Source organism: Bacteroidia bacterium, assembly GCA_033391075.1.
Lineage (GTDB): Bacteria > Bacteroidota > Bacteroidia > J057 > J057 > JAWPMV01.
The window spans coordinates 2,434,843-2,450,049 of record JAWPMV010000001.1 but is presented as its reverse complement, the minus strand read 5'-3'; the positions used below and the strand labels follow the sequence as shown (position 1 = coordinate 2,450,049).

The window sequence follows — 15,207 nt, the reverse complement described above, 5'->3', positions numbered from 1 at the left end:
ATCCTTTATTTAAAATTAACATCTTATTTATAAAATCCTTTGTTTGAATTATTTAATTATTCAAATTTAAGTACTGTTTCAAGAAGCCAAATCTTCAAACTGCTCGTAGTAAATTATTAATATTTACTGGAATTCTTTCATTCTACAATCAAGAACAACCTAAATTCAATCTTCTATGAAATTCTCAGATAGTAGTCTTTTCGATCTTTTTGATGAGAGAGACCTAATCAATATCCAGCTTGAAAATTACAGATTCAAAACACTTATCAGTCCGCCCCTGCTAAGTATTAGACCTTTTTCTATAATCAGTCAGGAAAATGGCAGCTCTGAATACGAATTATCAGATTTCAAATTGAAAGATGTATTTGATTCGCCTTCCGATCTGGACACCAAGATAAATTCCACTTTGCTTGGCAATCTTCCGGAAAGTCCTGCGGCAGAGAGAAGTGAAGCTGTTCCTTTTTTGCAGAAATACCTTAAAGAAATGGGAGCAGATAGTCCTAGCTCCATGACTAAGGCTTTCAGGATATATGAGGAAATCAAATTCAGATTTAATAATGTCCGAAGAGAAGCACCTGCTATATCAGAGAATGATCTCTTTGCCTGGGTTCTCCAGCAAAACCCCAACAATTCACATAAAATTGTGAAGAAACTGCAAGCCGGGGAGCTGGTTTATATGGCTTTTGAAGTAGGTAAGTTTTCAAGCATCAGGCTCGATTTGAAAGATACCGGGGAAGATGAAATTGAAGATGGAAGTGGAGACGTAAGAGTCAGTATTAGAAATAATAAGCGAATTCAATTTAGTTCCCGCAAACGCCCAACCATTGGTTTTAACCTAAGGCAACTAAATCTGGAAGACGGTAAAATCAAACTTACAGATCCGGATAAGGAAGGTTCTGGCGCACCGGTAATGGGCGGAACAACTTAAGACTACTATGCAATAGACATTTTTTCCTGCTACAAGCTCAGCTAATTTATAATGAGTAATATATACGCTTTATTAATCGGTATAAATAAATATCCAGAAGGCTTAAATAGCCTGATTGGATGTGTAAGGGATGCTGAAAGAGTTGAAACCCACTTGAATCATTTCTTTGGAAATAATCAGGTAGGGAAGGAACTGCATATTCTGAAATTGCTAGATGAGCAGGCGAGTAAGCAGGCTGTAGTTGAGGGAATTCAAAATCATTTGGGTCAGGCTGGCCCGGATGATATAGCTTTATTCTTCTATTCGGGCCATGGAGGCCAGGAACCCGCCACCCAATACTTTGATTATGATGAGGGAGATGGACTATTAGAAACGATCTTATGCCAGGACAGCTTTCCTTATACTGAGAATAGTACAAACCTGAGCGGGACTCATTTATGTGATAAAGAGATGAGATATCTCTTTCATCAAGTGAGTAAAAAAGGTCCCAGGTTGCTGGCTATTTTCGAGTGTTGTCATTCTGGCGATAATGTCAGAAGCGATTCCGATGATGAAGAAGAGAGGTTTAATGTAAAGACTGCAGAAACAGGAAGCTGGGCAGGACGGAAATGGGAACAATTTTATTTTGGCCCTGATCAAAGAACACCTCCAGCAAACGCCCGGGACTTGGCTGATTTCCTTCCGGAAGTAGATATGATACAATTTGCCGCCGCAAGGAGTGAGCAAGTCGCAAAAGAATTTTATGGGGCCGGAAGGATGTTTGAAGCAAACAAGGGCAATTGGAAGAAATCAAGACCCAAGGAATATGGAGGAGTTTTTATTAATTCACTTTTATACTGGCTGGCAAGCGTAAAAAATAAAATCACCTATTATGATTTAGCCAGGATCATAAACATGGATTTTCAGGGGCGGGAACAACAGATTCCTGTTCTATATGCTTCCGGCAAAGCTCAAAATTACCTCTTTGAGGGTTTTTTGGGAACTAAAGTAGATACTAAGGGTATTTATGGACAAATAAATCTCAAATTAACACAAGAAGGTCAGCAGAAATGGGTTCTGGACCTGGGCGCTGTACACGGTTTACCTATAGATCCGAAAAATGCCCAGGTTCTAATCAAGGATCAGGATAACAAGAGTTTAGGCATAGCAGGCCTAAAAAAAGTATCTGCCACTTCAAGCATACTTTCCATAAAAGCTGACAATAAGGTAAAGTTGAAAACCGGAAGTAGGACAAAAACCAATAAGCTGGACACCAGAGAGACCTATTTGGGATACATCAAGGCCCTCTCTAATAAGCCGACCCAATTCTTTGTAGAGCCAGGTATTAACTTAAATCTGGATTCAAATGAGGATAAGCCACCTATCTTAAACAATATCATCTGGGCTAAAAATAAAGCCAAAAGTACCTATACTATTAAGATGATAGATGATAATTATGCCGTTTTCAGGTCAGGAGCAGGAAACCAACATCCCATTATAAAAGCTGAGGACAATAAGGCAGATTTTCATAAATACATAGAACAAATCGCACATTGGGAGCTGGTCCGGGAAATGAGCAATGTGAGTTCTAAATTCAGCAGCTTCCCTATAGAGATAAAGGTTTACAGATACAATTCGAAGAATGACCGCGACCTAATCAAAGCCCATAACAATGGGCTAATAGTTGGCATTAATAAGGGGGATTTTCTTCTGGAAGCATTTAAACCATATAGTGGAAGTACTAATGATATTTATGGAGAATACGATATAGAGTTGAAGAATGTAAGCGACGAATCCATTTATGTTTCCCCTCTCTTCCTTAATTTGGATTTTTCCATTAGTTCATTCAGATCTGGTGCCACTGCTTTATATGAAATCGGTCCCAAACAAAGCAAGTCTCTCCCACTTGGAATTCTTTTCAACCAACCCAAACACCTGATTGCATGGGAAGGAGAGTACCATCCCGCTTATTTAAAGCTTTTCATAGCCAGCAAAGCCTTGAGCTTTAACTTACAAACACTTGTAAGAGATCCTTTGCCTGCTCCAAATGAGGCGGACCTTAGATACGATTGGAACCAGAAAGACAGTCCGGAAATGGATGAATGGACTACCCAGCTCGTTACTTTGCAATTAAAAGGAGCATAAAATTATTCAATAGAAAGAGAGCTTTCCAGTCCGATATTTCAGGACGGGAGAACTGCCATCCGAGATTTTTATCTTTCTCCAGAAATTGCTAAGCAAAGGACCATATCGGCAGAATTATAATTTTGGTATCAAGATCGGAGTATTCTTTTTGTATGATTTATAATCCTCCTCCTCCCCCCATTTTTTATCTGCCTTGGCTTCAAGCATCGGAATTCCACTAACTCTGGTAAGCAATAAGGTTACGAAAATCGGCGAAATTAGAGCGATCCACTGCCAGCCTTGTAAAACCGGAATAGCGATTAAGGTTATCCCAATCCACAAGACTATTTCTCCGAAATAATTGGGATGACGTGACTTTGACCACAAGCCATTTTGAATGAATCGATCCTTATTTTCAGGATTCTTTCTAAAACGAGTCTTTTGTTGATCTGCTAATACTTCTATGAAAAAACCCGCTAGCCAAAGTCCCAGGCCTAGCATCCCCAGGACTCCCATTTCTTTTCGTTCTACAGCTGTTATCGCTATTAGAGCTGGTGCGGCTGTAAGGACCGCCCAAAGGGCTTGCAGGGTCCAGGTATTCAGGAATCTTAGGAAATTGGGTTTTATCGCATCAAAACGATCATCCTTGCCCGCTTTATGTATTCTTTGAAAGAGAAAACTCCCCAATCTAAGAGCCCAGAGAATGACGAGTGATCCTAACAATATGGAACGTTGGTCAAGCCTGGTACTCATGGAAAGGGCAAAAAGTGTCAAGCTTATATAGGTTAAACTTCCTGTCAGGTCGAAAAACTTTTCTGTCTGCAGGCGGAATGCAGGAATAAAAGCCAACCAATTGATGGCAAATCCCAGGATCACACAAAGTGCATAGAGGGGGATCTCATTGAATTCCTGACCGTTTTGTGAACCTGCCCAGGCAACAAAAGTCGCCAGAAGGGTGGAGATCACCAGACTCCTTTGTACTTGTTTCTTATTCATAGCTATGTAGTAGTTCTTTTTAAATTAAATTCTTTCCAGCAAAAGGGCAGCCCCCAAACCCGCTCCTCCACTTATACTTGCCAGTCCGAATTGCTCATCCCTCCTTTCCATTTCTTCAAGCAAAGTGGTACTTATCATCGCACCACTGGCCCCTTGTGCATGCCCCATGGTCATGGTCCCTCCATTTACATTAAAACGATCCGGATCAATTGCCAGGTCTCTTTGATACTTCAGACAGCTTGCAGAAAAGGCCTCGGCGAAGTTGTGAAGGCCAATATCAGAAATGCTTAAACCAGCCTTTTGTATTGCCTTTTGAGCTGAGTATTGCCCACCTAAGAGCATAATGATAGGTTCACATGCTGTACTATCAAAAGCCCTGATCTTTGCTCTCGGGGTCAAAGCAAGGGCTTTGCCTTTTTCCAAACTTCCGATCAATAATACGCTTGCCCCATCTGCCATGGAAGGAGAATTACCTATGGTATGTCGATGTTTCAATTCTTGTACAATCGGATATTTTTGCTGGATTTTTTGCCGGATCGATGGAGAAGTATAGGATTCAAATATTGGTTCTAATTGGTTTAGGTCTTCCAGTGTTGTTTGAGGCCGAATGCATTCATCTACATCCAGAACGATTTTTCCTTCAGCATTTTTAATCGGAATCAAAGACTTCTTAAAAAAACCATTTCTTGTTGCGCTTGCTGCTCTTTGGTGAGACTGTAGCGCATAGGCATTGAGTTCGTCTTGCTCAAAGCCTTCTATAGTAGCTATGAGATCCGCGGATACTCCCATCATGGTATAGGCTGTTTTTTCCGCCACTTCCTCATCTGCAAACCAGGACCCTTTGTCCGAAAACATAGGCACTTGAGAAAGCATTTCGATTCCTCCTGCCAAAACCATATCCGACATACCGGCTGCTACTTTGGCAGCGGCCAGGCTTATAGCTGTCATTCCAGAGGAACAAAAGGTATTTACGGTCATCCCCTCAATATGATCTCCCCATCCATGGTACAAAGTTGATACTTTGGCGATATCCGCACCTTGTCCTCCCAATTGCCCGACACAACCCAGTATTACGGATTCTATTTCTTTAGCGTCGAGGGAATTCCTTTCCTCCAAGGCTCCATAAAGCTGTGAAAGCAATTGAACGGGCTTGATGTTTCGCAGAGCCCCTTTTTTAGCACTGCCTTTCCCTCTGGGACTTCGGATTGCATCAAAAATATAAGCGTCCATCGAATAGCAGTTTAGCGAAACATCCGATCTCCATTTACCCAGCAAGCATGGAAGCCTAAAGGCACTCTCTGAGGAAGTAAAATCCTGGCTAATGGCTCTTGTTCGATATTTTGAGCGTCCAGAATGATCACCTCAGACTTTTCCTCACGGGCATCTGTAATAAAGCTGATCACATATCCATCATCTTCGGATTGGGCATGTTCTTTTGGAATGAAAGGGGATTCACTTCCATATGTGTACTCCCCATATTCATAGGTTTGAGAACTATTATCTTCTGTATTGTACTTCACAATTCCATCGAAACGAAGGGTCTTTGAAAGTTCGAATCGCTGGTTATAAGCAAATTTTGATTTGCGTCCCAGGTATTGGCTATTCATCAGGGGAAACTCCGTCGTCTGATCGTCGAGTCGGTATTCTTTGGTCTCTCCCGTTTTTAGATTAAAGCGGTAACGATGCAAATAAGCTCGCAACCTCAAATAGGAATTTAGTTTTTCTGCAGGCGAAGCTCCTTTGGGCAATTCCTGTTGAGGAGTGGGATTATCATTTACACAGCAATCCATCACAATCTCATCTCCTTCTTCCCAGCAATTGATGGTATGGTAAATGTAACAAGGCTTGGCTTCAAACCATTTCACTTCATCCGCAGTGCCAAAGCGAGGAATGATTCCAAAACGGCTCGGCATGTCTTTTCTGAACACTGGAACTGCTTTCCCCGACCTCGCCATCACATTCAAATCGTAAATCAGGGGAAGGTCCATGAGGATGGAATAATTCTCGGTAATTCCCATATCATGGGGAATGCGAGGGCCCGGAGTTGGGACCTTGGCAAAGTGCTTGACTTCTCCTGTTCCATTGATTACGCCATAGGCCAAATAAGAACCTGTGAGTTCATAATCAAAGAACATCATTTCATTCTTTTGCTCATCTACTTTGACATGTGCCATGGCTTTGGAAGAAAGGGTATTGTTGTAAGTCTGTACTCCCTTTGTTTCCAGGCTAATGGGATCTATTTCATAAAGGTCTCCACACATATACCAACCTGCCAGTAGCTTGCCGTCATGAAATGCTACCGCTGTATTGGCCGTGTCTTTTAAGGGTACTCCCCTATTCCAGGGTCGATTCATATTTGCTGCCAGCTTTCCCATCAAGCCCTGCCAGAGTGATTGACCGGCAGCTTCTTCTTCCATAAAATTATTCGTACGGATCCATCGGTTTCGATAAGTGGCCTTCCCATTTTCCAATTGAAGGGCGTGTAGCATGGCATCTCCATCAAACCAGTGATAATGACCTTTAGGTTCAAATTTCGGATTAGGACCATTTCGAACATATACCCCATTGATATCTTTGGGAATTTCTCCAATCACCTTCAAATCCGAAGCAACAATTTCATCGAAAACCGGAGCATAGGGCCCCAAGAGATATGGATTTGCTGCCTCGAGGGCATAGTTCATGATATCGTTTTTCATCCTGATATATATTATTATTTACCCACTACGAAACTGGCGACTGTAGTGAAACTGCCTCCAATATTGAGTAGGCCTATATTTTTTGCGTTTTGTATTTGATAATCTCCAGCTTTGCCGGCGACTTGTTTGTACCCATCCAATAACATACGAACACCTGTGGCTCCTACCGGATGTCCCATGCCTATCAAGCCACCACTGGCATTTACCGGTAATTTCCCGTCAAAGGCAATCTCACCTTCTTCAATTAGCTTCCATCCTTCTCCCGCTTTGGCCAATCCAAAATGCTCAAGGGCTGCATACTCAGAAATGGTAAAGCAATCGTGGGTTTCTATTCCATCCAGGGCACTAAGGTCTTCTATTTGAGCCCGACCCATAGCGTCTGAAATCGCTCCTTGAAGATGAGGAAATGGATATGCACCTTCCTTTGCCTGTTCCAGTTTATAGGCCAATTGGATAGGAGCTGTCCGATGGCCCCAACCTTTGATATAAGGGATTTGATCCAGGTCCAGTTTCCTCTTCTTTGCATACTCTCTGGCATAGGATTCTGAGGCTAAAAAAATGGTAGCACTTCCATCTGTTACCCGGCCACAGTCCGACTTTCTCAGACTTCCTTCGATTATGGGATTCCGTTCTTCATTTGTCCCGAAATCCTCATCCGTCATTTCCCAATTTCGGGTCTGCGCATTAGGATTTCGACGAGCATTGGCATAATTGATTCGAGCGATCTCTGCCAAATGTTTATCATCCACTCCAAATCTCTCCTGGTAAAATTCCTTGATTTCTGAGAATAGATACACCCAGGGATAGACAGCTTCCTCTGCTTCATGTCCTATCCATGCTGCAGCACCCAAATGTTGTGCAGCTAATTTTCCATTTACATTGCGCATCATTTCAACGCCAGAAACTGCTACCAAATCATAATGACCGGCTTCGATTTCTCGCATTCCGGCAAAGGCTGCCATACTTCCCGAAGCACAAGCCGCTTCATGTCTGGCAGAGGGAATGCCTGCAAGCTGTGGAAAATGCTGAATCATGACTCCTCCCAATTGACCTTGCCCACAAAAGAGTTCACCTACAAAATTTCCTACATGAAGGCTATCTATATCGGCAATTTCAATTTGACTTTCGACCAAAGCTTTTTCAAAACTATCAGCCATCAATTCTCCGATGCTTTTTTCCGCTCGACCGTAGTTTTGGGCGAAATTGGTTTGTGCACCTCCGAGGATGTAAACGCGGGTATGTTTCATCTAACAGAAATTAAAAATTGAACACAGTGTTCATATTTTAAAACAATATACATAAATTTGAGAGCCAAGGTCAATTTTATTCCTAATTTGAGTCTATGAAAGCCGTGATAAAGGAAGGAAGGGCAGATCAATTCATCCAACATGCACAGGAAGTATTCTTCAATAAGGGATATGCTCATACCACCATTTCTGATATTTGCAAAAAGGCGGAATGCAGCCGGACCACTTTGTATTCATATTTTGAATCCAAGGAGAATCTGTATCTCGCAGTTATTGAAAAGGCCTTTAAAAAATTTCTGGGCTATTTTGGGAAACTTAAGAAAGAAGGAGCAAGTGGATTTGAACAGGTCCTAATTCATAGCCGGGGTTACATTCGATTTTCTAAAGAGTTTCCCAAACATTATGAGACCATTCATGATTTCTATGGAATTATCAGAAATGCTCATGAGAGTCCTTTACAGACGGAAGTACAAACTCATATCAAAGACAGTCCAAATTTTGAAGGAGTCAAAGAGCTGTCTTTATTGCCATTTAAGCTCCTAACAAAAGAAATCCAAAGAGGCCTGGATGAGGGTAATATCAATAGGAAATATTCTGCTGAAGAGCACATGATCAACATCTGGGCATACCTGAAAGGGATTTCGGATATCTCTCCTAATTTAGGCTATGTATTTTCTCCTCAAAAGCTGAATATGGAGAAAAAAACAGAGAGCTTCATTCGAGCAATGTTGGAAATATAAAAGGGGAGATAAAGCGCATACTCCCTCTCCCCTTTTTAAGAATTTCCGAACTGTCTTATCTGCTTCTTTTGAAAATAAATCGGGTAATAAAAATACCTTTACCATCACTCTGTCCTTTATCTCCTTCTCGAGTCCCGGCATCACTTTCCACACCACTTACCACAAAAGCCAATTCCCAGCCTTCTTCGGCCATTTGATTCAATTTGGAAGTAATCAAGGCATCGTTGGAGGCAATGTTCTGGAAATTGATTCCGACCAGGCTGTAGAAGTTTAGGAGCTTGGATTCATTGAAAGCATCAATCTTCGCATCCTTACGCTTCACCTTTCCCATAGAACTATTTTTTCCATCGGTTCTTTCCGTGGTAAAATCGTCGATATTCAATTCGGTATTATTCTCAATCAATCGAGATCGTCCCAATCCTCCGGGAACTATGGATTCGACTACGGTTATGACTTTGAATTCCGTTCCGCTTTGTGCTGAACCAAAATGAAAGCTGAATAAAATGGCAATTAATACACTTAACTTTTTCATCATTCTTATTTATTGTTGTGTGTTGAACCTTAACATAAGAAAGATCAGGTAAATGCCTGATCAATTTACCTTCCCATCCAGAGCTTTTGAATTTACTTTATCAAAATGTATCTTATTGGTGATTAAACAATTAACCTAGCCCAGAGTTCCGGGTCAAACTATCATCTTACCATGAAAATTTTTACTTGCCTATTGATAGGTGTAGGAATTCTGAGCGTTAATCCTCTCTTATCTCAGGATACAGAGTCCGCCATCCTTTCCACCGAAAAAGAAGAGAAAAGAAAAGCCTGGAAGCTGGAATTCACCTATTCTCTAAACGTCAGAAATACCATTGATCATCCGGCTTTAAAAGAAAATTGGGAAGCATTTACTCCAGAAGATGCCATTGAGTATAAAGAAGACAGGTTCAGCAGCCCCCTCTCGCTTGAGCTAAATTATTCACCCAGCAAGTACTTTTCGATAGGTCCTTTTTTATCAAGAGAAGTTTACAAGATGAAGGATAAGAAGAAAAACGAATGGGACCAGGCACAAGCACCAACAGGAACCTATGTTCCCTCAACTTATTATGACGTTATTTTTGAGTCAAAATATCTGTTGAAATTCGTACCTCTTGTCTATGGATTACAGGCAAGGCTCCTGCTACCTACTCATCCTCGGCACAATCATTTTATCAGTCTTCAGGCAAGGGCAGGAAGGTTTCTACTGGTCAATTCCAAATACAAATTCAATCGAATTAACGAAGACACAGAAATATTTAAAGAAGTGAGGGTTATCATGCGATTTATGGCTCCACTAAGAACTACCCAAATCAATCTATCCGGAAGTGGGGAATATTATGGGGCACGTCTCTCCTATTTTCATCAGCTCAAGGGTATGCCCAATTCTTTCATAGGCCTGGAACTTAACTGGCAGCAATCGGTCCTTTCAGAAATCAGAACAAGGGTCACGACCCAGGACGAACGATATCCCGGTTTTTCTGTTGAGAATCCTGGATCTCCCTTAGCTTATCCCAGCTTTACAGAAGGGGAAGAAGGCATTTTATGGGATAGTGAAAAACAAGAAGCTGCCTCCCTGGATTTTGGCGGTTTATCTCTCAGTGCTACGCTTCGCTTTGCCCTGGGAAAAGGCAAATAGGAAGCATCTATTCCATTTTTTCGAAGAAAAAAATCAGAAATGCATAGCTATTCCTGATTTTTCTGTTTCTTCATATTCTATTGGAATACGGCACTATGAATAAAAACTACCTTACTACGAGTTTCGAGCTCCCCTGTGGAGTGGTCCTGAAAAATCGCCTGGTGAAATCTGCAATGACTGAAAGGCTCAGTGATACAGATTTAGCCCCCACGCAGGAACATAATCACTTATATAAAATATGGGCTGAAACAGGAGCATCTTTGCTCATCACGGGCAATGTGATGGTAGATGATATTCACAGAGAATCTGCTGGAAATGTGTATGCAGGAGAGGAAAGTATCCTTCCTAAAATGAAATCCTGGGCAGAAGCAGCCAAAGCAAATGATACGGAGGCCTGGGTTCAAATTTCCCATGCAGGAAGACAAACAAGCAGATTTCTAAGTTCTCATCCACAAGCTCCCTCCGCCGTACAGCTACATAAGATGGGGCTATTTGGGAAACCGAGAGCCATGACGGAAAGCTATATTCAGGCACTCATTCAAAAGTTTGTAAAAACAGCCAGGATTTGTAAAGAAGCCGGTTTTACAGGAATTCAGCTTCATTCGGCTCATGGGTATTTATTGAGTCAATTCCTTTCGCCCAAAACCAATCAACGTACAGATGCATGGGGCGGTAGCATAGAGAATCGTAGTAGATTGCTCATGACTATCATAGAAGAATGTCGAAAGGAATTAGGAGCAGACTATCCCATTTCGGTTAAACTAAATTCCTCCGATTTCCAAAGGGGAGGGTTTACTGAAGAAGAATCTCTACAGGTAATTAAAATGCTGGATAGCAAAATTGATTTGCTCGAAATCTCAGGAGGAACCTATGAGAAATTGGTATTCTTTGGATTGGGAGAGGAAGTAAAAGAAAGTACCCGAAAACGGGAAGCCTATTTTCTGGAGTTTTCAAAAAAAGTCCGTGAGATCAGCAATATCCCGCTCTTGATTACTGGTGGTTTCAGATCCTTTAGTTTCTGTAATCAGGTACTCGAAAGCAAGGAATTGGACCTTGTAGGTATGGCGCGTCCTTTCATTACCAATACAAATGAGATATCCGATTTCCTGGCAGGAAAAATAGAGATGTTAGAGAATCTGCTTGTAAGAACCGGAATAAAGTCGATTGATGATTCGGCTGAGGGAGGATACTATGCTCGACAATTGATTCGGCTGGCAAAGGGCAAAGCTTTGGATAAGAAAATTAAGCCGATGCAAAGTTCAATGTTCTTTCTAACCCATGAGTTAAAGAAATCCTTACAAAGGAGATTTGCCTGATAGAAATATAAAGGAAAGGGCCTTGCTAAAAGTAGCAGGCAAGCGGGATATTGCAAAGTTAAAAAGCTGTTAAGCATACAGCGGCCAATCGTCCTAATGACTCGTAGGGCTTATAGCTGGAAAAGAGAAACAACTGACCAAATAGCTACATATTAGCTTAAGAGAAAAAGTCCAATTTAAAGCTGCTTCCACAAGCTTCATGGAAAGATTTAACAAATATCTCAGAAGAAAAAACTCTCCGATGTCAAAAGACCATCAGGATATCCTGCGAAAGGGAGAGGAAATGCAAGCTGCTCATATGCTTGACAGAAATAAGGTCAATGCCTTGCTGGATGAAGGATATTTGGCAGGGGAAAATGGATATAGGCGACTGGAAGACGGAAGCACCTACGTAGCGGTTTGTACCCAAATGCCCTTGGTGAGCATAGAGATGATTGACTGGTGGTTTTGGTGGCATGCGGCTGAAGGAGTGCGCTATCAAATCTGGTATCCTGATATGCATTTTGACATTGACTCGGATTTTGGGGGTCATTATGATGACGATACCAAATCCTATCGGGAGCGTTTACACCTGAGTTCGCACCTGGTGACAGAAGATGTAGGTGTTGGGAAAGACAAAATCCTAATCGATTTTATGTCTCCGGCTAAATTTGGATTTGATATGAATAGACTGGATCCTAAAAGCGAAACCATTATTTGTGCCCGGGTAGGTTCACCCCAAAGAGGTGTCTGGGGAACGGAAATGTGCCATTATGTGAGAAAGACAGCCGAAGGAGTGGAAATGAGGAGCAGGTTTTGGATTGGCCACAAAGTGTATCGTATGAGCGGATTTGCACAAAATTTTCTCAATTCCATTTTAAACTCCGGCTTTGTCAAACGGAAATTACTGCCCAAAGAATTGGGAAGTAGTATGTTCCATCATTGTTCGCAAGAGTATCACAATTTGGCGGAGATATTGCCAGAATTGTATGCGGAAGAGAATGGCAATAAAAGTATTAAGCCTAAATCAGTCCAGCATAATTTTAAATGAGGAAATATTCTTCTTGTATTCCATCCTTATCATGTACAAACCGCTTGCTAAAGAGGCATAATCCAACAGGATAAGGTTCATACCTGGCGTTAATCGTGTTTGTTCCTGTTTTAATATCTTCCCATTTACATCCAACAAACTTATTCCCACCTCAGCATTTATGGCAGATGAAATTTGAATATTTATCTGGCCTTGTACTGCAGGATTAGGAAACAGGCGGAAATTGGAAAAATTCCCAAAGCCCAATTTGTTTATAGAGGAAATGTTCTCATCATTGCTGTATAATTTGGCAATAGGTATTCCTGAAATATTGCTTCCTGTTAACAAAACATCCAAATGCGTATCACCGTCAACATCTGCCATTGCAATGGCACTAGCCTGAACCCCTTCAAAAGAAGTGCCTACAACTTCTGTGAAATTACCAGAGCCATCATTTGTATATAATTTCGCAATGCTAACTCCCGTATTGTTTTCACCGCTTATAATCACATCTTGATAAGTGTCAGCATTCACATCTCCGAATGCAATTGATCCATCCTCTACTGCTGCTAATGAAGAGCCGGTAATTAAAGAAAAAATTCCACTTCCATTATTCGTGTATAATTCCGCAATTTGATTTCCTGCATTATTTTTTCCGGTTATAAGAACATCCTGATATGTATCTCCATTAACATCAGCAAAAGCTACTGAACCATCTTCTACTCCTTCAAAAGGAGCAGTTGCACTAAGGATAAAATTTCCGCTTCCTCCATTTGTGTACAATTTAGCAATACGAATGCCTGAACTGCTTTCTCCAGTTATAAGGACATCCTGATGCATATCGCCATTTACATCCGCAAAGGCAATAGCTGCATCCTCTACTCCATCAAAAGATGCACCGACGCTTTCTGTAAAGTTTCCACTTCCATTATTGATGTATAATTTTGCAATAGGAGTTTCTAATCCTTTATTGCCAGTAATGAGGACATCCTGATATGTATCTCCATTAACGTCAGCAAAGGCTACTGATCCATCTTCTACTCCTTCAAAAGGAGTACTGATACTCAGGCTAAAATTGCCGGCCCCATCATTGGTATATAATTGGGCAATCAACTCATCTACATTCTTATCTCCCGTAATAAGCACATCCTGATAGGTATCTCCATTTACATCTGCAAAGGCAATCGAACTTTCATGAACTCCTTCAAAAGGAGTACCCACACTTTCAGTAAAATTGCCGGACCCATCATTGATATATAATTTTGCGATAGCAATTGAAGAACCATTTAGTCCTGTAATCAGCACATCCTTATGAGTATCTCCGTTTACATCAGCCATAGCCACAGACCCATCTTCAACTCCCCCATTGGGTAGCGCAGATAGGATTTCCGTGAAAGTTTGGGCAGATGCAAAATGAGAGACAATGAATAGACAGGAAAATAATGTGGCTTTCATACTATTTCGCTAAAGGGTTTTCGTTTGTATAAATGGGTGTTTTTTAACTGCGTAAACTCGGTGAAATCAAATTTCTTCCCATTTGAAGTATTCCGATAAAAATACAGCTTTGTCAAGTTAATAAATATACCGTGAAGCATCTTGCATTTACTAATGGCATAAATTGATATCTTTTAAAATTTGACTAAAAAAATTTATTGTCAATTCTAGACCGTAATCAAAAATTTGATAATCAAATACTTATTGAAGAGACTGAGGGGTCGATAGGGGTAGACAAAAATACTTTATTTTCCAGCTAATCTTATTGCCTCTGCTATTAACTGATTAGAAAGCCTAAAGTCAGTCTGTTGGAGTTTTTCAGGTATAGGTTTAATTGAATCTATGATTCCCTGATTCTTTGACTTAATGATTATACCCAAAGCACCTGTTACTTCAAGGCCTAATTTATCAGCAGCAATTCTAGTCTTATAATCATCTAATATTATAGCATCCGTAGAAATTTCTAACGCTAAGGTAATAGCACTTGCTTATCTTTGTCAATTTGGAACTCCAAAAGTTGTTGTTTCTGCTTATCAATCGGTGATAAAATCTCCACCCAATCAGGAAGCTTTTCACCAAATTCGTCAGCGACATCCTGGGTAGTCTATAAACGAGTATAAAGTTTTTTGAGAATAGAAAGTTCTCCAATATTTGTGAGGGCAATAAAACAGCTTGTATCAGAGACTACGATCTTAAGCATTCTTCACGTCTCTACTTAAATCAGATGCAGGATAATTGAATAAAGATACTTCATACTTCCCTAACAATTCCGCAAATGCTCTTTTCGATATCCCAACCAACTCGGCTGCTAGACCAAGTGAAAGTTTGCCCCCTTCGTAAAGCTTAGAAGCCAGGATCATGGTTATATCCTTATCATCTAAGTTTACAAAATCAGGGATATTTAAGGTTATTTGTCTCATTATTTAAAGTTACTGCTTAACATAACCTTTTCCAAAGCGATGGATATTGCGTTTATTATTACTCTATATACGGATAATAATTAATTGCAATT

The 15,207-nt window shown here is 40.8% G+C and carries 13 protein-coding genes; 6 read left to right on the top strand and 7 right to left on the bottom strand.

Annotation, left to right across the window (positions count from 1 at the left end; genetic code table 11):
• The first annotated feature begins 175 nt into the window (after nucleotides 1-175).
• Together R8P61_10000 and R8P61_09995 are read left to right on the top strand one after the other, a co-directional pair.
• Complete coding sequence (locus R8P61_10000) at nucleotides 176-928, top strand: hypothetical protein (GenBank protein MDW3647386.1); 753 nt, start codon at nucleotides 176-178, stop codon at nucleotides 926-928.
• Between the two features lie 51 nt (nucleotides 929-979).
• Entirely contained in the window at nucleotides 980-3,052 is a 2,073-nt protein-coding gene (locus R8P61_09995; protein MDW3647385.1) for a caspase family protein, read from the top strand.
• 114 nt (nucleotides 3,053-3,166) lie between these two features.
• Here R8P61_09995 and R8P61_09990 read toward each other — a convergent pair whose 3' ends face one another.
• From R8P61_09990 to R8P61_09975, 4 genes are read right to left on the bottom strand one after another with little or no spacing between them, the layout of a single operon-like run.
• Nucleotides 3,167-4,027 carry a DUF1295 domain-containing protein gene (locus R8P61_09990; GenBank protein MDW3647384.1) on the bottom strand — a complete coding sequence of 287 codons (861 nt, stop codon included), beginning with the start codon at nucleotides 4,025-4,027 and terminating at the stop codon, nucleotides 3,167-3,169.
• A 24-nt stretch (nucleotides 4,028-4,051) separates the two neighbouring features.
• Nucleotides 4,052-5,257: an acetyl-CoA C-acyltransferase gene (locus tag R8P61_09985; protein ID MDW3647383.1), complete on the bottom strand. Its 1,206-nt coding sequence runs from the start codon at nucleotides 5,255-5,257 to the stop codon at nucleotides 4,052-4,054.
• An 11-nt stretch (nucleotides 5,258-5,268) separates the two neighbouring features.
• A complete protein-coding gene (locus R8P61_09980) occupies nucleotides 5,269-6,708 on the bottom strand; it encodes a carotenoid oxygenase family protein (protein MDW3647382.1) in 1,440 nt (479 codons plus the stop codon).
• A 29-nt stretch (nucleotides 6,709-6,737) separates the two neighbouring features.
• A complete protein-coding gene (locus R8P61_09975) occupies nucleotides 6,738-7,970 on the bottom strand; it encodes an acetyl-CoA acetyltransferase (protein MDW3647381.1) in 1,233 nt (410 codons plus the stop codon).
• Nucleotides 7,971-8,065: 95 nt separating this feature from the next.
• On the opposite strand from R8P61_09975, the gene R8P61_09970 reads away from it, so the two are divergent.
• Entirely contained in the window at nucleotides 8,066-8,710 is a 645-nt protein-coding gene (locus R8P61_09970; protein MDW3647380.1) for a TetR/AcrR family transcriptional regulator, read from the top strand.
• A 55-nt stretch (nucleotides 8,711-8,765) separates the two neighbouring features.
• On the opposite strand, the gene R8P61_09965 is transcribed toward R8P61_09970, so the two are convergent.
• Nucleotides 8,766-9,242 carry a hypothetical protein gene (locus R8P61_09965; protein ID MDW3647379.1) on the bottom strand — a complete coding sequence of 159 codons (477 nt, stop codon included), beginning with the start codon at nucleotides 9,240-9,242 and terminating at the stop codon, nucleotides 8,766-8,768.
• A 171-nt stretch (nucleotides 9,243-9,413) separates the two neighbouring features.
• Between R8P61_09965 and R8P61_09960 the strand changes: the two genes are divergently transcribed.
• From R8P61_09960 to R8P61_09950, 3 genes are all read left to right on the top strand, one after another.
• Nucleotides 9,414-10,376: a hypothetical protein gene (locus tag R8P61_09960; GenBank protein ID MDW3647378.1), complete on the top strand. Its 963-nt coding sequence runs from the start codon at nucleotides 9,414-9,416 to the stop codon at nucleotides 10,374-10,376.
• Between the two features lie 95 nt (nucleotides 10,377-10,471).
• A complete protein-coding gene (locus R8P61_09955; protein MDW3647377.1) occupies nucleotides 10,472-11,692 on the top strand; it encodes an NADH:flavin oxidoreductase/NADH oxidase family protein in 1,221 nt (406 codons plus the stop codon).
• A gap of 241 nt (nucleotides 11,693-11,933) precedes the next feature.
• Entirely contained in the window at nucleotides 11,934-12,722 is a 789-nt protein-coding gene (locus R8P61_09950; protein ID MDW3647376.1) for a hypothetical protein, read from the top strand.
• Here the strand turns inward: R8P61_09950 and R8P61_09945 are convergent.
• Both R8P61_09945 and R8P61_09940 read right to left on the bottom strand, forming a co-directional pair.
• Complete coding sequence (locus R8P61_09945) at nucleotides 12,699-14,156, bottom strand: FG-GAP-like repeat-containing protein (GenBank protein MDW3647375.1); 1,458 nt, start codon at nucleotides 14,154-14,156, stop codon at nucleotides 12,699-12,701. The two genes, R8P61_09950 and R8P61_09945, sit on opposite strands and share 24 nt — an antisense overlap.
• A 731-nt stretch (nucleotides 14,157-14,887) precedes the next feature.
• The gene (locus R8P61_09940; GenBank protein MDW3647374.1) at nucleotides 14,888-15,115 is read right to left on the bottom strand and encodes a UPF0175 family protein; all 228 of its coding nucleotides are present in this window, start codon (nucleotides 15,113-15,115) and stop codon (nucleotides 14,888-14,890) included.
• Between the last annotated feature and the right edge of the window lie 92 nt (nucleotides 15,116-15,207).